The 17,985-nt window shown below is 62.1% G+C and carries 21 protein-coding genes; 8 read left to right on the top strand and 13 right to left on the bottom strand.

Going from position 1 to position 17,985, the window contains the following annotated elements:
• Positions 1-11 precede the first annotated feature (11 nt).
• Positions 12-1,052, top strand: a complete 1,041-nt coding sequence (locus JP75_RS04820; protein ID WP_035079912.1) for an aldo/keto reductase — start codon at positions 12-14, stop codon at positions 1,050-1,052.
• A 189-nt stretch (positions 1,053-1,241) separates the two neighbouring features.
• On the opposite strand, the gene JP75_RS04825 is transcribed toward JP75_RS04820, so the two are convergent.
• Positions 1,242-2,132, bottom strand: a complete 891-nt coding sequence (locus tag JP75_RS04825) for an NAD(P)/FAD-dependent oxidoreductase (RefSeq protein ID WP_035079914.1) — start codon at positions 2,130-2,132, stop codon at positions 1,242-1,244.
• 126 nt (positions 2,133-2,258) lie between these two features.
• Between JP75_RS04825 and JP75_RS04830 the strand changes: the two genes are divergently transcribed.
• On the top strand, positions 2,259-2,858 hold the full coding sequence (locus JP75_RS04830; protein ID WP_035079918.1) for a hypothetical protein: 600 nt from the start codon (positions 2,259-2,261) through the stop codon (positions 2,856-2,858).
• Here the strand turns inward: JP75_RS04830 and JP75_RS04835 are convergent.
• On the bottom strand, positions 2,852-3,259 hold the full coding sequence (locus JP75_RS04835; protein ID WP_035079921.1) for a VOC family protein: 408 nt from the start codon (positions 3,257-3,259) through the stop codon (positions 2,852-2,854). The two genes, JP75_RS04830 and JP75_RS04835, sit on opposite strands and share 7 nt — an antisense overlap.
• 73 nt (positions 3,260-3,332) lie before the next feature.
• Between JP75_RS04835 and JP75_RS04840 the strand changes: the two genes are divergently transcribed.
• Entirely contained in the window at positions 3,333-3,917 is a 585-nt protein-coding gene (locus JP75_RS04840) for a TetR/AcrR family transcriptional regulator (protein ID WP_035079924.1), read from the top strand.
• On the opposite strand, the gene JP75_RS25085 is transcribed toward JP75_RS04840, so the two are convergent.
• Entirely contained in the window at positions 3,906-4,943 is a 1,038-nt protein-coding gene (locus tag JP75_RS25085; protein WP_051960362.1) for a DUF2793 domain-containing protein, read from the bottom strand. The genes JP75_RS04840 and JP75_RS25085 overlap by 12 nt on opposite strands.
• A gap of 141 nt (positions 4,944-5,084) precedes the next feature.
• On the opposite strand from JP75_RS25085, the gene JP75_RS25090 reads away from it, so the two are divergent.
• Positions 5,085-5,963 carry a glycosyltransferase family 8 protein gene (locus JP75_RS25090; protein ID WP_051960363.1) on the top strand — a complete coding sequence of 293 codons (879 nt, stop codon included), beginning with the start codon at positions 5,085-5,087 and terminating at the stop codon, positions 5,961-5,963.
• Here JP75_RS25090 and JP75_RS04855 read toward each other — a convergent pair.
• The 5 genes from JP75_RS04855 to JP75_RS04875 all read right to left on the bottom strand — a co-directional run bounded on the left by JP75_RS04855 (position 5,960) and on the right by JP75_RS04875 (position 9,641).
• Positions 5,960-6,769 carry a glycosyltransferase family 32 protein gene (locus JP75_RS04855; RefSeq protein WP_160194638.1) on the bottom strand — a complete coding sequence of 270 codons (810 nt, stop codon included), beginning with the start codon at positions 6,767-6,769 and terminating at the stop codon, positions 5,960-5,962. The two genes, JP75_RS25090 and JP75_RS04855, sit on opposite strands and share 4 nt — an antisense overlap.
• A gap of 63 nt (positions 6,770-6,832) precedes the next feature.
• The gene (locus tag JP75_RS04860) at positions 6,833-7,417 is read right to left on the bottom strand and encodes an NAD(P)H-dependent oxidoreductase (protein WP_035079930.1); all 585 of its coding nucleotides are present in this window, start codon (positions 7,415-7,417) and stop codon (positions 6,833-6,835) included.
• Positions 7,418-7,489: 72 nt separating this feature from the next.
• Positions 7,490-8,383: a hypothetical protein gene (locus tag JP75_RS04865; protein ID WP_035079933.1), complete on the bottom strand. Its 894-nt coding sequence runs from the start codon at positions 8,381-8,383 to the stop codon at positions 7,490-7,492.
• Positions 8,380-9,279 carry an ABC transporter ATP-binding protein gene (locus JP75_RS04870; RefSeq protein ID WP_035079936.1) on the bottom strand — a complete coding sequence of 300 codons (900 nt, stop codon included), beginning with the start codon at positions 9,277-9,279 and terminating at the stop codon, positions 8,380-8,382. The genes JP75_RS04865 and JP75_RS04870 overlap by 4 nt, the downstream gene beginning before the upstream one ends.
• On the bottom strand, positions 9,276-9,641 hold the full coding sequence (locus JP75_RS04875; protein WP_035079938.1) for a GntR family transcriptional regulator: 366 nt from the start codon (positions 9,639-9,641) through the stop codon (positions 9,276-9,278). Before JP75_RS04875 ends, JP75_RS04870 begins: the two co-directional genes overlap by 4 nt.
• A 368-nt stretch (positions 9,642-10,009) precedes the next feature.
• Here JP75_RS04875 and JP75_RS04880 point away from each other — a divergent pair, with 368 nt between their 5' ends.
• Entirely contained in the window at positions 10,010-10,228 is a 219-nt protein-coding gene (locus JP75_RS04880; protein WP_035079940.1) for a cold-shock protein, read from the top strand.
• A gap of 156 nt (positions 10,229-10,384) precedes the next feature.
• Here JP75_RS04880 and JP75_RS04885 read toward each other — a convergent pair whose 3' ends face one another.
• Complete coding sequence (locus JP75_RS04885) at positions 10,385-10,840, bottom strand: DUF2852 domain-containing protein (protein WP_035079942.1); 456 nt, start codon at positions 10,838-10,840, stop codon at positions 10,385-10,387.
• A gap of 140 nt (positions 10,841-10,980) precedes the next feature.
• On the opposite strand from JP75_RS04885, the gene JP75_RS04890 reads away from it, so the two are divergent.
• Together JP75_RS04890 and JP75_RS04895 are read left to right on the top strand one after the other, a co-directional pair.
• A complete protein-coding gene (locus JP75_RS04890) occupies positions 10,981-12,285 on the top strand; it encodes an ActS/PrrB/RegB family redox-sensitive histidine kinase (RefSeq protein ID WP_035079945.1) in 1,305 nt (434 codons plus the stop codon).
• 57 nt (positions 12,286-12,342) lie between these two features.
• Positions 12,343-12,894 carry an ActR/PrrA/RegA family redox response regulator transcription factor gene (locus JP75_RS04895; protein ID WP_035079947.1) on the top strand — a complete coding sequence of 184 codons (552 nt, stop codon included), beginning with the start codon at positions 12,343-12,345 and terminating at the stop codon, positions 12,892-12,894.
• Between the two features lie 176 nt (positions 12,895-13,070).
• Here JP75_RS04895 and JP75_RS04900 read toward each other — a convergent pair whose 3' ends face one another.
• A complete protein-coding gene (locus JP75_RS04900; protein ID WP_035079949.1) occupies positions 13,071-13,421 on the bottom strand; it encodes a DUF1428 domain-containing protein in 351 nt (116 codons plus the stop codon).
• Positions 13,422-13,545: 124 nt separating this feature from the next.
• Here JP75_RS04900 and JP75_RS04905 point away from each other — a divergent pair, with 124 nt between their 5' ends.
• On the top strand, positions 13,546-15,201 hold the full coding sequence (locus JP75_RS04905; protein ID WP_084587479.1) for an MBL fold metallo-hydrolase RNA specificity domain-containing protein: 1,656 nt from the start codon (positions 13,546-13,548) through the stop codon (positions 15,199-15,201).
• A gap of 4 nt (positions 15,202-15,205) precedes the next feature.
• Here JP75_RS04905 and JP75_RS04910 read toward each other — a convergent pair whose 3' ends face one another.
• Genes JP75_RS04910 through JP75_RS04920 form a run of 3 tightly spaced genes read right to left on the bottom strand, consistent with a single transcriptional unit; the run spans position 15,206 to position 17,972 of the window.
• Positions 15,206-16,345 (bottom strand): MFS transporter, encoded by a 1,140-nt coding sequence (locus tag JP75_RS04910; protein ID WP_084587480.1) that lies wholly within the window; start codon positions 16,343-16,345, stop codon positions 15,206-15,208.
• A gap of 15 nt (positions 16,346-16,360) precedes the next feature.
• Positions 16,361-16,825: an MmcB family DNA repair protein gene (locus JP75_RS04915; RefSeq protein WP_035079951.1), complete on the bottom strand. Its 465-nt coding sequence runs from the start codon at positions 16,823-16,825 to the stop codon at positions 16,361-16,363.
• Complete coding sequence (locus JP75_RS04920; protein ID WP_035079953.1) at positions 16,818-17,972, bottom strand: MFS transporter; 1,155 nt, start codon at positions 17,970-17,972, stop codon at positions 16,818-16,820. Before JP75_RS04920 ends, JP75_RS04915 begins: the two co-directional genes overlap by 8 nt.
• Positions 17,973-17,985 lie beyond the last annotated feature (13 nt).

A 17,985-nucleotide genomic window follows, 5' to 3' on the forward strand; every position in this document is an offset into this window, starting at 1 on the left:
GAGGACTATTTATGACCTATCGGGCGGATAACGCACGCTATGACACCATGCCCTATCGCCGTTCCGGGCGCTCGGGCTTGAAATTGCCGGTCCTCAGCCTCGGCCTCTGGCAGAATTTCGGCGGTACGCGCGACTATCCCGGCGCCATGGAAATCCTGGGCTATGCCTTCGATCAGGGCATTACCCACTTTGACCTTGCCAACAATTACGGGCCGCCGGCGGGTTCATCGGAAGAGCTGTTCGGCCAGGCGATGGCGCGCGATTTCCGTCCCTATCGCGACGAGATGATCATCTCGACCAAGGCCGGCTACAATATGTGGCCAGGCCCCTATGGCGAATTCGGCAGCCGCAAATATCTGCTGGCGAGCCTTGACCAGAGCCTCAAGCGCCTGGGGCTCGACTATGTCGATATTTTTTACTCGCATCGTTTCGATCCCGAAACGCCGCTCGAAGAAACCATGGGCGCGCTGGCCCATGCGGTGAAATCGGGCAAGGCGCTTTATGTCGGTGTCTCCTCTTATCCCGAAAAGGAAACGCGCGAGGCGCATCGGATTCTGAAAGAGATGGGCGTGGCGACGACTATCCACCAGCCGAGCTATTCGGTGCTCAATCGCTGGATCGAAAATGACAAAACGATCGATGCCTGCGGCGAACTGGGCATTGGCGTGATCGCCTTCTCGCCGCTGGCACAGGGCGTGCTTTCCGGAAAATACTCGTCGGGCGGCGACAAGGCCGGGACGCGCGGCGCCAATCCCAATGGCTCGCTGCGCGCCAGCCATGTCGAGCCGCGCGTGCTCGAGGCGGTGGACAAGCTGGGTGTCATTGCCCGGAATCGCGGGCAATCGCTGGTGCAATTGGCGCTGGCCTGGGTGCTGCGGCGCAAGGAGGTCACCTCGGCGCTGATCGGGGTGCGGACGCTCGAACAGCTCAGGGATAATCTTGGGGTGATCGATAATCTGGACCTGAGCGCCGAGGAAATTGTCGCGATTGATGAGGCGACTAAGGACGGGCAGATGGAACTGCATCCGCGACCGCAGGGGTGGTTGCGCTAGGGCACGATGTTGCGGCTCAAGACGCCGTTCTTCCCGGATGCATCGCACCCCCACCCTTGATCCCTCCCCACAAGGGGGAGGGAGACGATGGAACCGAGACGGTTGAGGCCTGCGCCTCCCTCCCCTTGATGGGGAGGGAATGAGGGTGGGGTGACAGAGAGCCCCGGGACACCTTAGTCCCGCCGAGCCTCAAACCATCATCGACTGCAGCGCACCCATGGCGGCGAGCGAGCCGGAATTGTTGGCAAAAGTCACCGAATGCATGCCGGTCGTGAGATCGCCGGCGGCAAAAATGCCTGGCTTTGAGGTCGCCTGCATGTCGCCGATAGCGAGCATGATGCCGGTCGGCGTTTCCTTGGTTTCGAGGCCAAGTTGCAGGTGCAGGTCCGCCGAGGGCCGATTGCGCGGATGCGCATAGAGGGCTTCGAGCCCTATCTGCGAACCATCTTCCATGGTGACGCCGGAAATGCGCCCGCCATCGTGCTGAATGGAAGCCAGCTTGCCGTCGACAATTCTGACGCCGCGCTTTTCAAGCTTGCTGCGTTCTTCGTCGATGATGTCGTTGCCATCGAGGATCAGCGTGATGTCATCGGTCCAATTGGCATAGAGCACCGGGCCATGGAGCGACATGGGCGAGGAATAGAGGAGGCCCCAGCGTGTGCCGGCCACTTCGTAGCCATGGCAGAAGGGGCAATGGATGACCGTCTTGCCCCAGCTCTCGGCAAAGCCCGGAATAGCGGGAAATTCATCGACAATGCCATAGCTGAGAATGATCCGGCGGCCGGAAATCGTCTCGCCTTCGGCCGTGGTGACGATAAAATTGTCCGGCTCGCCCGAAATGCCGATGGCCCGGCCGCTGACCTGTTTCACCGTTGGATACTGTGCCACCTGGGCACGAGCCGCCTTCAACAGGTCCCCCGGCGGGGTGCCGTCGAAACCGAAGATATTGTGCGCGTGTTCGGCATAGCGATTGCGGTTGAGGCCGGTGTCGAGAACGGTGACCTGGCGGCGGGCCCGCCCAAGCTGCATGGCCGCGGTGAGGCCGGCAAAGCTGCCGCCGATAATGATGACATCCTGCATGAAAAAATCTCCGTTCGTCGCAATGGCGTTTGCAATGTAATAACATAACACAAATGTCAAGCCGAGGTTTCACTCCCGGTTGGTTTGACCTAAGGTGCGGTCCGGACAGCCCTTGGGAGAGAGAATATGCGTCGTCTCTTAGCTTGCCTTGTTATTGGCCTCATTGGGATTTCGCCGGCTCTGGCCTTCGATGCCGGAACGCAGGATGTGCTGGACCGGATGAAGGTCGGCAAGCTGGTTCCCATTACCGAGATCGCCACGCTGATGCGCAATTCCGAGCGCTGGTGCTATGCCGAGGACGAGGGGAGCTGCTCCTGGTCGGACATTTATCTCGATGTGACCGAGACGGGCGCGACCTATGAGATCGGCAATGCCTGGGACGCCGACCGCGACGTGATCTTTACCGATCATGGGACGTTCGAAGAGGGCCGCTATATCTGCGAGACGGGCTATGATTGGGTGCCGACGCTGCGCGCCGTCAATCGGGCCGATGGCTCGGCCATCAATGGCCGCCCACTCTGGGAGCTCAAGACCGAAATCGGCGAGGGCCGCAGCGAGGGCGTGGACTGTTTTGACTATGTGCTGAAGGGCGCGGATGCGGAGGCCGAGACCATTACCCTCTTGCAGCGGCAATTTACCGATGGCGTCACCGACACGAGCAATGACGTGACGGTGACCCTGCATTTCAATGCGGCAACGGCCTCGGCGCTGACCTGGTATTACTGACCGCCCTGGGCGGCAAGCCAGGTCGGATCGGGATCGATCGGCGTGATGACGTCGAGCAGCACGCCATTGGGGTCGGCGGCAATGAAATGGCGCTGGCCGAAAACTTCGTCGCGGAGGGGTTGGGCGATCCTTATGCCTTTGCTGGCAAAGCGCTCGGCTTCCGCCGCGGCATCGGCCACTTCGAAGCTGAGGATCAGGCCCGAGGTCGGCCGGCGGCCTTCGGGCGGAATGGTTTCGTGGTCATGGGCGATCACGGCCAATTCCTGCGAGCCGCTGGGCGCGCGCAGATGCATGTACCAATCGCTGGCAAAAACCTCGGTAAAGCCAAAAGTGTCTTTGTAGAAGGCGGCGGTGGCGGCGACATCCTTGACCTGCAAGAGCGGATAATAGGCTGAGAACATCGGTCTCTCCTTGCAAAAGTGACATTTTAGAAACATACTGGTTGTACGTAACAATAACAAACACGGTGTATGTATGCAAGCGCAGAGACGAACGCAGGAAGAGCGCCGCGATGCGACACGTCGCGCCCTGATCACGGCGGCGCGTCGCCTCTTTGCCGAATTGGGCTATGGCGCCACCAATACGCCTGCAATTGCGGCCGAGGCCGGGGTGACGCGCGGCGCACTCTACCACCACTTTGCCGACAAGCAGGCGCTGTTTGAGGCCGTGGTCGAGGAAGAGCACGCCCTGCTCGCCCTCGCCATCAACACCGCCGCGGAAGCCGAGGATGAACCCGGCCCCGTCCGCGCGCTGATCGAAGGCGGCGATGCCTATCTCGCCGCCATGCAGGATCCCGGCCGCCGCCGTATCCTGCTCATCGATGCCCCGGCAGTGATGGAGCGCAGGAAGCTCGACGAGATCAACGCCCGCTTCGGCCTCAAGACGCTGATCGAAGGCGTCTCCGCCGCCATCGCGGCCGATGCCATCCGCGACCTGCCGGTCGTGCCGCTGGCCCAGCTCCTCGACGCGCTTTTCGACCGGGCCGCGCAGGCGCCGGCCGAAGAACTCGCCGATTATCGCAAGAGCATCAAAGCCCTAATTAGGGGCCTAAAGACCTGATTCCAGATTTTTGACCTTTTCGGCCAGTGCCTGCACGGCGGCAATGAGCGGGGCGATGAAGCTGGAATAGCGCAGGGCCTGCTGGCTGTCGGCATCGTTATCGTCGACCAGCACGTGGCCGCCGAAATTGGCTGCGCCATGCGCCTGGGCTGTGGCGAGTACCTCCTGCGCGAGGAGGCCGTAATGCACGCGCGCGTCCGTCGCATTATCGCGCCAGCGATAGCGCACCGGGTTCAGCGCCAGGATGAAATCGAGGCCGAGATCGGTCGGGAAAATGTCGGTCTTGAGGCGCTGGTCCGAGGTCTGGATCGTGCCGGTGGCCGACCAGACGGCGCTCCAGCGCGCGCCGCTGGCGCCGAGGGTTTGGGCATTGTCGGCAATGGGCTTTACCGCGCCAGAGAAGCTGGCGCTGCCATCGCTGGCGATCACGAGGGCATTGCTCCAGGTGCTGCCATCGCTGCTGATTTTCAGGCGCCAGGCATTGTCGGCGAGCAGACCAATTTCGGCGCGGCCCGACCAATTGCTCTGGAACAGGAGGCTCGCGGTATCGCCCGCGCTCGCCTTGTTGAGTTTTAGCTGATGCCCTGCCCCATCATGGCTGAACAGCGTCGCGTCGGCCGCAATCGACAGGCGATTGGTGGTGTCGGCATCGGCATTGATGCCCAATTGCGGCAGGCCAGCGCCGGTGGCGGCGACGGCAATCCAGCCCGTACCGGAAAAGACCAGGAGCGTGCCGGTTGCCTTGTCGAAAACCTGCCAACCCGGCGCGGGGTCATAAAAGCGCCAGGCGCCCGCCTGGAAGGCGGCGATTTCCTCACTGTGTCCGGACCAGGCGCCGGTGGCGGCAGCCGGGACGATCCAGGCTTCGCCCTCGAGCGGCGTGGCCGGGGGGACTGTAGCGGTGCTCGCTTCGATACTGGCCTGCACCAGCGCGTCGAGCCGCATCAGGGCTTCATTATGGGTGATGTGTTTGAGCGCCTGCCCGGAAATGATCTGGGGCAGGCTGAGGCGGGGGGTGTCGTCCATGGGTCAGGCAGTCCTTGTTGAGAGATTGCCCCATTGTCCTCCCGCCGCGAGGGGCGGGGATTAGCGGGATAAGTGCAAGACCCTTCCCTTTATGCGCCGAGCCTATATGAGAAGCCCTCATAGATTGAGCCCGAGAGCGGAATGAGCGCACCCATCCACATCGTCCTCGCCTTTGACGACAACTTTTGGGCCCCGGCCTATACGGTCATGCGCTCGGTCTGCCTCTCCACCCATCGGCGTGGGGATCTCGTCTTCCACCTGCTGCATATGCCGATCAGCGACGAGCATCGCTATGATCTCGAAGGTGTGGTGCGCGAATTCGGCGCGAGCCTGCGCTGGTATCCCGTCGCCGATTCCGCGCTGTTCGATTTCTTCGTCGCCGAACTACCAGCCTCGACCCAATGGCCGAAGATCGTCTATGCCCGCATGCTGGTGGCTGATCTCCTGCCCAGCGATATCGAACGCGCCATCTATCTCGATTGCGACATGCTGGTGCGCGCGCCGATCGAAAAGCTGTTCGATATCGATCTCGAGGGCCAGCCCCTTGGCGCCGTGCGCGATGCCATAGCGCCGTTCATCGCGGGACGACGCGATATGCGGCAGAACAAGGGCATTTTCGATGCGGCTGACCCCTACTTTAATTCTGGCATGCTCGTCATGGACCTTCCCCAATGGCGCAGCATCGACATTAAGGCGGAGATCGCCGCCATCGCCGGTCGTGGGCTGATGGATCGGCTCTACTACGACCAGGACATGCTCAATCTGGTTTTTCTCGGGCGCTGGACACCGCTCTCCTGGCGCTGGAATACGATCGACGCCCATCCCGCCCACGAAGCGCTCGATGCGGGAATTCTGCATTACACGCTCAAGGGAAAGCCCTGGTTCCTGCTTTCAGGCATTCTGCGCCGCGCCGCCTATGCCAGGTGGTATCGCCACGTCATGACCAATGAACTTTTCTATCGCTTTGCGCGGCATCGCTGGAAGCGGTGGTGGCTGAAGAAGTTGCGCTTGGGGCGTTAAGCGGCCTTCGAGGGATCAATTCCCTCGCGGGCGCAGAGTTTTGCCAATGCGCTCCCCGCCTCGGGTAGAGGCAGGCCGGCGCGGCCGCGGTCGGTGAGTTGGCTGCGCCAGAGATGGATGCCGAGGGTTTCGGGTTTTATGGCCGCGTCGAGGTCGGAGCCCGCTTTCATCAGCGCTGGAATGCCTTCATAGGGCACGGGATAGAAGGTGGCCGAGGGCAAGACGCGGGCCGTGAGGCCGTGTTGCGCTACGAAATGGGTCAGCGCCATGGGGCCGGTGGCGCCATATTGCATGTGTTCGGGCGTTACCCTGTCGCCCACGAGACGGCGAATGGCGACTTCCACGCGGCGGAGCGGGGGCAGGTGCGGCTCAAGGAGCGGGCGCTTTTTTTCCTCGAAGACCGAGATGAGATCGGAGAGGAGCGGCGCATCCGACGGCATATAGAGCACGGCGCCATTGACCGAACCCGGCCGTTCCCAGGCCATGAGATAGTCGAAGGGACCCTCCATGGGCCGCAGGCAATACATGTCGAGATCGGCATAGACGCCGAGCCCGGCTTTCAGCGCGGCATAGCGGAAATGGTCGGAAAAGACGCCGGGTGTGCCGCGGCCCTTGTAAAAGACCAGCTTTTCCTGTGGCAACACATTTGTCGCGTCGCGCCATTCGGCACCTGCCGGCAGGCCGGTGACGGGCTCGTAGGAATAGACCTCTACCCGGTGACCCTGCCGGACGAAGGAGGTGATGCACAGAATTTCGAGCCAACTCATCGGGCCGTGCCAGAAGCTGACAATGGTGGGCAGGGTCATGCGGCAATCCTTGTTCGGCGCGGGCCTTAGCATGGGCGGCCGAGATGCCAAAGGGCTCTCATCCTAGTCGAGCGCGCCCAGCGCCTTTGCGATCTTGCCTTCGAAGCGTTCGAGACGTTGGGCATCCACGTTCTCGGCGCCGTGGAGGGAGAGCATCCTGAACTCCGCCTGCGGGGCGCAGGAGCCGACTATGGCCATTTTCAGCACCTTTTTTACTGGCTGGTGCATGACCAGCCTGTCGACCCACCAGGGCGAACCAAGGGTCGTCACCACGGTGACGGATTTCAGCCCGGTCAGTTTCGGGCGGATCGGCGTGCCATGCTCATAGGCAAAGCCGGGCGTCCAGACGCGGTCGAACCAGCCCTTGAGCATGGCAGGCAGGGAAAACCACCAGGTGGGAAAAACCAGGACAAGATGGTCGGCGGCGCTGAGCCTTGCCTGTAGCGGCTCGATATCGGGCGGAACAATCAGGGTCGTGTATTGGGCGCGCCTTTCCTCCGCGCTCAGGGCCGGCGCAAAGCCATGGGCATAAAGGTCGAGCCGGTCGACCTCGTGCCCGGCTTCGATCAGCATTTGCGCGATACGGCCGCCCAGATGCGCATTGAGGCTGTCGGCAAGCGGATGGCACTGGACCAGGTGGATGCGCATGGGACCTCGGGAACGAAAAGCCGCCGCCTCCTTAAGGAAGCGGCGGCACTTTGGCGAGAGCCGGCAGAGCCGTCAATTGGCGGCTGAGCGGCGGCGATATTCGCTGGCTATGTAGATCGCCGCAAAGGCGAAGACGGCGCCGACGCCGACCTGCAACCAGTCGAATTTTTGCAGGAAATCGACGGTGAAGGCCATGGCGTCAAAAGCCTGCTGCCCCTCCCAGACGCGGTCGAGATAGTCGAAGGCGATCGGGAATTGCGAGCGATAGTTGAGAAAATCCCAGGTGCGCGTCGCAAAGGGATGCATGCCGCCGCCCATGACGACCCATTCGAGCACGGAGAGGATCGAGGGCAGTAGCAGCGCGAGGGGAATGGCCCAGCGACCGGCCGCCGTGCCCATGGCCCCGACCAGCGCCATGTAGGGCAGGTACCACAACAGCGCACAGGCGATGACCACGAGCAAGACGAGGCTCATCTGCGCAAAGATGACCAGGATGCTCCAGAGCAGGGTGGCGCTGCCGAGGCCGGCGATCATCGTCGTCACATAGGCAACGCCGAACATCAGGACGATGCTGAGCAGGGCCACGGCAAAGATCGAGCCGGGCAGGATGGTCACGGCGGCGGTGAGCTTGCTCAACAGCACCTTCAGGTCCGAAGCCGGCATGGACTTCCAGAACAGCATGGCATTGTTGCGCTTGTCGGCGGCAAAGCCATCGGCGCAGTAAAAGAACAGCACGAAACCGAGATAGACCAGCCACCCGGCGGCGAGCGCGGCAAAGCCGGCCTCGAACACCCAGGTGGGCATGACGGTCAGCATCTGGCCGGAAAAGCGCGTGTTGATGCGGTCGACACTGAAGGCAAAGATGGTGAGCAGAAAGACGATCGCGACCATGACCAGGGGCGCGATGAAGAAGGCACCGCGATGCTCGATATATTCGCGATGCACGAGGGCAGCAAAAGCCTTCATCGGGCGGTCTCCGGATTGGCGGTCGGGCGCTGCATCAGCGCGACGAAGAGGTCGCTGAGGGTGGGCGTCGAGACTTTGCCCAGCGGTTCGAGGGTTTCGCGGGCGACACCGTCGAAGATGAAAACGGTCTGGCCGAAGCGGGTTTCCTCATAGACCGCGCCGAGGGCGCGGGCCTGAGCCTGCTGTTCCTGCTCATTGGTCACGAGCTGGGAAAATTTCTCGTTCACCGTCTCCATCTGCATATGGAGGATCAGGTCGCCGTCCCTAATGAACATGATGTCCGAAAGCATGAACTCGATCTCGTCCACCTGGTGGGTGGTGATGATCAGGGTGCGTTCCTCGGTCATATAGTCTTCGAGAAGGCGCCGGTAAAAGCGCTTGCGATAGGTGATGTCGAGGCCGAGGGTCGGCTCGTCCAGCACCAGAAGTTTCGCGTCGATCGCCATGACCACGGCGAGGTGGAGTTGCGCCACCATGCCCTTGGACAGGGTCTTGATCTTCATCTCGGGCTTGATGTCGGTGCCTTCGAGGAAGCTGCGCGCCTTGTCGGTCGAAAAATTGGGATGGATGTTGGAGAGGAGCGCAAAGAGTTCGCGGACGCGCAGGAAGCGCGGCAGGCTCGCGACGTCCGAGATGAAAGCGACGTTTTCCATCAGTTTGGCACGGCGAGCAAAGGGATCCTCGCCGAGGACGCGAATGGTGCCCTCATAGCTCGTGAGGCCCAGCATGGCGTTGAGCGTCGTGGTCTTGCCCGCGCCATTGTGGCCAACGAGCCCATAGATGCGGCCGGCGGGAATGTCGAAATCCAGCCCATGCAGGATTTCCTTGCGGCCGAATTTTTTCCTGAGGCCCCGCGCGGTGACGACGGGTTCCAGCGTCGAAGAGGTGTCGGTCATGGCTTTGGCTCCACCGGGGTTTCGGCAAAGAGGGTTTTGGGATCGAGGTCAAGTGCCTTGATCTGGGTGAGAATGCGCGGCCAATCCTCTTTCAGGAACTTGTCGCGCTCGTGGGTAAGCAGTTTTTCGCGTGCGCCTTGGGTAACGAACATTCCAAGACCCCTCCGTTTTTCGACCACGCCGATCTCGACCAGGGCTTCAAAAGCCTTGGTAACCGTCAGCGGATTGACCGAAAGTTCTGCTGCGATCTGGCGCACCGAAGGCAGGGCATCGCCCTCCCCCACCGCGCCACGCAGGATCATCTCGATCAGCCGCTGCCGGATCTGCACGAAGATCGGCTGGCTCGCGTGAAAATCATCCATGTTTCGTGCCTATCTAGTGTGCTACACATGTATCACACTAAATGAGGGAGTCAACTGTCGATGCGACGGCAAAAGCGAGCCGTGCCGGGATTGGCAAAAATATTGCCTATGGTCCGCCAATGGCGCCTTTCAGCGCCGTCCGGGGCCGCGCATGCTAAACTACGGTTCTCTATCGTTGTTTGCGGTCTTGCTCTGGCCACGATCGACTGGCATAAGGGCGACCATACGTTTCTGCCTAAGTCGGCGGCCTCTTTCCGGTTTTTCCGGTCCTAGGCTCTAAGATCCATGTTGCGAACGTCTGTAGGCCCTCTTGCATGTTGCGGAGGGGAACGCTCTTCGCTTCGGCTCCGAGCTTTAAGGAAATCAAAATGGCCACCATCACCGGCACCGTCAAATTCTTCAACGCCACCAAGGGCTTTGGCTTCATCACTCCCGAAACCGGCGGCAAGGACCACTTCGTCCACATCTCCGCCGTTCAGCGTTCGGGCGTCGATGGCCTCTACGAAAACGACAAGGTCACCTACGAAGTCGAGACCGGCCGTGACGGCCGCGAGTCCGCTGTCAACCTGACCCTGATCCAGCAGTAAGCTCCACAAGAGCGCTGCTGTCGCCGCAAGCGGCGACCTGAATTTTAGCCCGCCTGGCTTGCGCCTGGCGGGCTTTTTGCTGCTTGCGGGCATAAAAAAAATGGCGCCCTTGCGGGCGCCAGTTCACTTGGGAGGTTCGGGAATAGGGGGCCGGCCTTAGCCGTTATTGCCCCAATTGTTGTTGTTCTGGTTGTTGTCGCCAAAACCCTGGCGATTGCCACGGTGCTCGCTCATGAAGCGATCGAACTCTTCGCGATCCTTGGCCTTGCGGAGATTGGCCATATAGTCGTGGAAGGCGTCGATTTCGGCATCGAGGCGGGCGCGTTCTTCATCGAGGCGGCGAAGCTGTTCGGCGCGGTAGTCGTCGAAGGCAGCATTGCCCGAGGAGGAATAGTCACGGCCCATGCCGCCAAAGTGCTTCTTGTTGTTGCGCATATAGCCACATCCCTTGTTCCAGTAGGCCTGTGCTTTTTCGGCAGAGCCGCCAAACTTCTCACCCCAGAGGATGTAGCCGAGGACGGCGAGGCCGATGGGCCAGAAGATGATGAAGCCGAGTACCATGAGGGCGATGGTCAGTGGCGACCATTGCGGTTTGATGATTGCTGTGTTCATGTCGTTTCGTTTCCCAGTCACGTCGCGATGCTGATAACGTGGCCCTCCCGGGGGCAGGATCAAGAATGTGCCTATGGGATTTTTTGGCTTGAAATGACGCTTTTCCCTTCCTATGCGGCGCATAGAAGTTCCCCAAAACCATGAGTGAAGAAAGCCTTTCCATCAGCGACGACGCTTCGCATTGGCGCCCCTTGCGCCTGCAGACGCTGGTGCTGCTGCGCTGGCTGGCCGTCGTGGGGCAGACCGTGGGCGTGCTCTTTGTCCATCTGGGCCTTGGCTATCCGCTGCCGCTTTGGGAATGCCTGGCGCTGATCGCGCTTTCGGCCGGGCTCAATGTCGGGCTCTTCATGCGCTACGGCGCCAAGGGCCAGCTTTCCCCGCATTTTGCGGCCATTCAGCTCGCCTTCGATCTCTGCCAATTGGGTGGGTTGCTAGCGCTGACCGGCGGGCTGCTCAATCCTTTTGCCCTGCTGCTCCTGGCGCCGGTTTCGGTGTCGGCGACGACGCTACCGCCGCGGGAGACGCTGCTGATTTCGGCACTGGCTGCCGTTCTGGCCTCGGTGATTTCGGTTCTCCACATGCCCCTCCCCTGGGTGCCGGGCGAGGAATTGGTGTTCAACCGCATCTATGTGATCGGCATCTGGGTCTCGATCATTTGCGGCATTGCCTTCATTGCCGCCTATACGATCCGCGTCGCCCATGAATCGCGCCTGATCGCCGATGCGCTGGCGGCGACGGAACTCGCCCTCTCGCATCGCGAGCAGCTCTCGGCGCTCGATGGGCTCGCCGCCGCCGCGGCGCATGAACTGGGCACGCCGCTCTCGACCATTGCACTCGCCGCCAAGGAAATGCGGGCCGAGGTCGAGGAAGGCAGTCCGCTGGCCGAGGACGTGGAACTCATCATTTCGCAAGCCGCCCGCTGCCGGGCCATTCTCTCAAAGCTGCGAAACCTCGGCAGCGATCCGGCCGACATGTTCGCCAAGGCGCCGCTCACCGATATTCTGGCCGAAGTCGCGCGGCCGCATGAGGGCCGCGGCAAGGTGATTTTGTTCTATTCCGAACGCGCTACCGGCACGCCCCCGGTGTTTCCGCGCTCGGTGGGCCTGCTCTATGGCCTTGGCAATCTCATCGAGAACGCCACCGGCTATGCGCGGGAAACCGTGCGCATCCAAACCGAATGGGACCAGGCGACGATTACCGTCACGGTGACCGACGATGGCCCCGGCTTTGCGCCCGAACTCATCGCGCGGCTGGGCGAACCCTATCTCACGACGCGTCCACGCGATCCGCAGGGGGCAGACGCCCACCAACCCGGCGGATTGGGCCTCGGCATCTTCATCGCCAAGACCCTGCTCGAGCGCACCGGCGCCCGCCTCAGTTTTGAAAATGAAAAACCCACGGGCCATGCCCGCGTCACCATCACCTGGCCGCGCGCGGCACTGTGATCGTGTCGCACCCTGCCGATTTTGACGAAAGAGCGGCAAACGCCTAAAGAAAGCGCCATGAACACGCTCGAAGAACTCCTCGCGGCCGATCCCAGCCTGTTGCTGGTCGATGACGATGCGGCCTTCCTCACCCGGCTCGAACGGGCCATGGCCCGGCGCGGCTTTGCCGTACGCACTGCCGGTTCCGTCGCTGCCGGCGTTGCGGCGGTGGCCGAACAGCCCCCCGCCTTCGCGGTCGTCGATCTCCGCCTCGAAGACGGAAATGGGCTCGAAGTGGTTTCGGCGCTGCACCAGGCAAGGCCTGATGCCCGTGCCGTGGTGCTGACCGGCTATGGCAATATCGCCACCGCGGTCACCGCCGTAAAACTCGGGGCGATGGATTATCTCTCCAAACCCGCCGATGCCGACGACGTCATCAATGCGCTGCTCGCCACCGGCGAAGACAAGCCCGAGCCTCCGGAAAATCCGATGTCGGCCGACCGGGTGCGCTGGGAGCATATTCAGCGCGTTTATGAACTGTGCGATCGCAATGTTTCGGAGACGGCCCGCCGCCTCAACATGCACCGGCGCACGCTGCAGCGGATCCTGGCCAAGCGCGCGCCGCGCTGATCTTTCTTCACCTCTCCCTCTGGGGGAGAGGTCGACGCAAAGCGTCACCGAATTCGCATTCGCGAATTTCGGTAGGGGTGAGGGGGCCTTCCCCCCGCCGCTTGCCAAAGGCCCCCTCACCCGGCTTGCAAGCAAGCCGACCTCTCCCCCAAGGGAGAGGTGAAGGTCGGGCCGCCTCAAACCACAAACAAATTCGAAAACCCGCCAAAGATCATCCGCTGGCCGTCGAACGGCATGTCAGGGACGCTCTTCATCGCCGGGTCTTCCATCATCCTCTTCATCACCACGTCGCGCGTCGCCTTGTCCGGATATTCGATCCAGGAGAAGACGATCACTTCATCTTCCTTGGCCTGCACGGCGCGCTGGAAGTCGGTCACCTTGCCGGCAGGAACATCATCGCCCCAGTTCTCGACGGTGCGCGTGGCGCCCCATTGCCTGGCGAGTTCGGCGACGCCACGGGCGTGGGTGATGTACTGTTCCTTGTTTGCCTTGGGCACGGCAGCGACAAAGCCATCGATATAGGTCATTTCGTCTCTCCTCATTCTTGCAAGCAAAACAGCTCGGGCACCATCACGGTTGCCCGCTGCCTCGACTTTGACGAATGGGTGGGGCTAAGTTCGACGCCCAAGAAGAAAAATCTGGAGTTTTTCGATGACGGTGACCCTCCATTTCCACGGCGCAGCAGGGACGGTCACCGGATCGTGCTACCGCGTGGTGCACCCACAGGGGCAGTTCCTCGTCGATTGCGGGCTGTTTCAGGGCAATAAATCGGTGCGCGACCTGAACCTGAAGCCCACGCCGTTCAATCCCAAAGAAATCGATTTTTTGCTCCTCACGCATGCGCATATCGACCATGCGGGACTGCTGCCAAAACTCTATGCCGAGGGCTGGCGCGGGCCGATGTGGATGACCGAACCCACTGCCGGCCTTCTCGAATATCTCCTTCCCGACAGCGCCGGCATTCAGGAAAGCGAAGCCGAGCGCGAGACCAAGAAGCGCGGCCGCCGCGGCGATGAACCGGCCAAGCCGCTCTACACCATGGAAGACGCCACCGAGGCGCTGCTGCATCGGCAGACCTGCGGATATGGCGAGTGGATCAATCCCGGTCCGGGCGTGCGCGCCCGCTATTGGAATGCCGGCCATATCATCGGCTCGGCCTCCATCGAGGTCGAAGTGATCAATGGCGATGGCAAGCCGGTGCGCCTGATGTTTTCGGGCGATATCGGGCCGGACGAGAAGGTGTTTTACAACGAGCCGGAAGGCCCCTCGGACTTCGACTATATCCTCTGCGAATCCACCTATGGCGGGCGCGAGCGCGAAGACTATACGCTGGTGCAGCGCCGCGAAGCGCTGAAGACCGAAATCAACCTTGCCATGCAAAAGGGCGGCAATCTCGTCATTCCCGCCTTCGCCGTCGAGCGTAGCCAGGAACTCCTGCACGATATCGGCGTCCTCATCCGCAATGGCGAGATCGATCCGCGCCTCGTCGTGCTCGACTCGCCGCTTGCGAGCAAGGTGACCGGCGTCTATCGCAAATATGCAAAGATGTTCGAGGATACCGAGCTGACCGCGGACGAGCTCTTCAACGATCCGCGTTTCCGCATCATCGAAGCGGTTGAGGATTCAAAGGCGCTCAATGCCATCAAGGGCGGTGCCATCATCATGTCGGCCTCGGGCATGGCCGATGCCGGGCGCATAAAACACCACCTGCGCAATAACCTGATCCGCTCCAATGCCACCGTGCTCTTTGTCGGCTATCAGGCGCCGGGCACGCTGGGGCAGATCATTCTCTCCGGCGCCAAGGAAGTGCGCATTCACGGCACGCTGGTGCCGGTGCGCGCCACCATCCGCTCCATGGGCAATTATTCGGCCCATGCCGACCATTCCGAACTCATGGAGTGGATCAAGGAGCGTCTGCCGGCACATGGCGCCATCTTCCTCACCCATGGCGAGGACGAGGAGCGTACGGCCCTCCGCGCCGCGCTGATGGCCACAGGCCTCGGCGGTGACCAGATCGTCCTGCCCCAGCTCGACGACTATTTTGAACTCACCGCCGCCGGCATTGCCGCCGCAAGGGCGCCGGCGGCCCGTCGCGTGGACCTGAAACAGTTGCCGGCCGATTGGCACAATGCCTTCTCGGATTTCACCATCCGCCTCAGCCAGCGTCTCCACGACCTGCCCGACGGCGAAAAACTGGCGCTGATGACCTCGCTGCAGCGAAAACTCTCGGAACTGGGCGCCGCGCCCAGCCCCACGCCGGTGCCGACGCCGGTCACCCCGGTCGAGACGCAGGCGTTCGACGAATAGTTTTTTAGGATGCCGGGCGCGGCTTCAGGCGCCCAGCCATCACGAAGGTCAGGACAAGCAGGGGAATGAGCATGGAAAACGCCATGCGCACCCCGAGCCCCTGCGCCACTGCGCCGATCAGTGCCGGCGCGCCGAGATTGACGAGCTGGAAGATCAGCGTCGTCGCGGCCACATTCTGGCTCGCCGGGCGATCGCCGATGCGCGCGGCGGCGGATAGCATCAGCGGATAGAGCACGCAGATGCCGATGCCGACGATCACGAAACCGGCCAGCGCCACATAGGCATTGGGCGAGAGCACAATAAGCACCATGCCCGATATGGCGATGGCCGACAGCACACGCGCCACGGGCACCGGGCCAAACCTGTCGATCACCTTGTCGGCCAGAAACCGCCCCGCAGCCATGGCGGCCAAGAGCGCCGGCAGAGCCAGCGACTCGACGAAGGGCGACACTTCAAAATTGTCGCGGAGATAAATGATCGACCAGGCGCGCGAAGCGCCCTCGGTGAGACCGGCACCAAGACCGAAGGCGACAAGCCCAAGGGTCGCCAGCGTCGGCAACGCCAGCTTTTTTACTTTTTCGCCGCTATGCGGACGCGGCGGCATGACCGGCATGGGCACGACGACGACCAGCAGCAGCACGATGAGCACCGGTACCAGCGCCCAGAGGTGGATGGCGGGATCGACATGAAAACCGCGCAGCGTCGCGCCCAGCAGCGAGGTGAGCAGAAAACCGACGCTCCAGACGCCGTGGCAGGTGTTCATCACCCGCGCGCCCGTCGCTGCCTCGACCCGGTCGGCCTCGACATTCATGGCGATATTGCTGAGCGAAAAACCGATGCCATTGAAGGCGAGGAGGGTGAACAGCGCCACCGGGTGCAGCAGCACGGTGGCGAGCGCCGCCGTGATGATGACGATGGGCAGCACCGCCAAAATGGTCCGCCGCGGCCCAAAACGCTCGATGATGGCGCTCGAAAACAGGAACATGGAGAGCGCGCCGAGCGGCTGGCCCATCAGCACCAGGCCAAGCTGGCCCTCGGAAAGCCCCATGGCGACCTGCAGATCGGGAATGCGCGTATGGATGGCGCCAGCGGCCAGGGCGTGGGTGAAGAACAGCGCAATAACGCGCCAACGGGCAGAGGTCATGGTCTAGTCAATATTTTAGCGCGGACCGGGGTCCATCAGCACATGAATGCGGTCGGCGCCCATGCGGGCGAGCTTGAGCATCAGTGCCTTGCGGCGGGCGGGAGCAAGAGGGGTATCGGGACTATCGCGCAGAATGGCGCCATCATGCCCATCGGCAACAATGAGGCCCTCGCTTTCCGGGAAGATTTCCTCGTCGAGCTCGGGTGGTTTGGCAAAGAAGAACTTGTCGGAAAACTCGCGGTATTCGGGCCATTTGCGGTCGACCTGAAAATCGATCAGGCTCGACTTGATCTCGATGATCCAGATCTCTCCCTTGGGGCCGACTGCCAGCACATCGGCGCGCCGCCCATTGCTGAGCGGCACTTCGGCGTAGCAGGCCATGTCGTGCCGCTCACGCAGCATGCGCATGACCCCGCGCTGCACGCGCAGGGCCGTGGCCGACTGTCTTAAATCGACAATGGAGGGCAGGTCCTCAGCCATGGACAACCACGGCAGGTTTTCGCGCTGGCAGGGCGCGGATGACCAAGAGCGCCGCTACCAGTAATGGGACTACGACCCAATAGGACATGCGGATGCCGAACTCTTCGGCGACGAAGCCCAGCAGCGGCGGCGCGAGGAAGAAAACCACAAAGGTCATCTGCCCGAGCGAGGCGACATTGACCGAGGCCGGCCGATCGGTGCGCTGCGCCGCCGCAGAGACGGCCAGCGGATAGACGGCAGAGCAGCCGATGCCGGTCAGCACGAAACCCAGGAGCGCCACATATTCATGCGGCGCCGTCGCCACGAGGATGAGGCCGGTCATGGCGACCAGCAGCAGCGTTGCCGCCACGGCGCGGGGCGAGAACCGGTCGACGACGCCATCCATGGTCAAACGCGCAACGGCCATGGCCAGCGAGAATACGGTGACGCTGAGCCCGCCGATAAAGGGTTCGACGTGAAAAACGTCGCGCATATAGATCGCCGACCAGTCGATCCCGGCGCCTTCAGCGAGGAGCGGCGCGGCGCCGATGATGCAAAGCGCGGCAAGGCCAATGGTCGGGAAGGCGATGCGTGGCGCTTCGCCCGCATGGGAATCGGGCCGCAGCGGTGCATTTTCGATGCCGCGGAAGACGAAGAGGCCGGCAAGTACGACAACGATCAGCGCCGATACCAGATGCACCGTGACCGGCACACCGGCCTGCCGCAGACCGGAACTGATCAGCGCCGTGACGAAAAAGCCGAGGCTCCACATGCCATGGGTGCGGCTCATGATGCCGTAGCCGAGCTGGGCTTCGAGCCGATCCGCCTCGAGATTGACGATGATTTCTACCGCACCCGCGCAGATGCCGGCGAAAAACAGCAGCGGCACCACGAACAATGCCGAGGGCATGAAGGGCACCAGCGCATAGAGCGCCGAAGCGATGAAGATGGTGACGAAGATGCCGGTGCGCGCCGGATAGCGGGCGATGAAGGGGCCGGAAAAGGTGAGGCCCACCAGCGCCCCGCAGGACATGGCGATCAGCATCAGCCCCAACTGCCCCTCGCTCAGTCCAAACTGGAGCTGCAGATCGGGGAGACGCGACAGCATGGCGCCCATCGAGAGCGCGAAAATGAAAAAGACCCCGAAGATCCGGTGGTGCGGACGCATGAAAGAAATCTCC

Source organism: Devosia riboflavina, from assembly GCF_000743575.1.
Taxonomy (GTDB): Bacteria; Pseudomonadota; Alphaproteobacteria; order Rhizobiales; family Devosiaceae; genus Devosia; species Devosia riboflavina.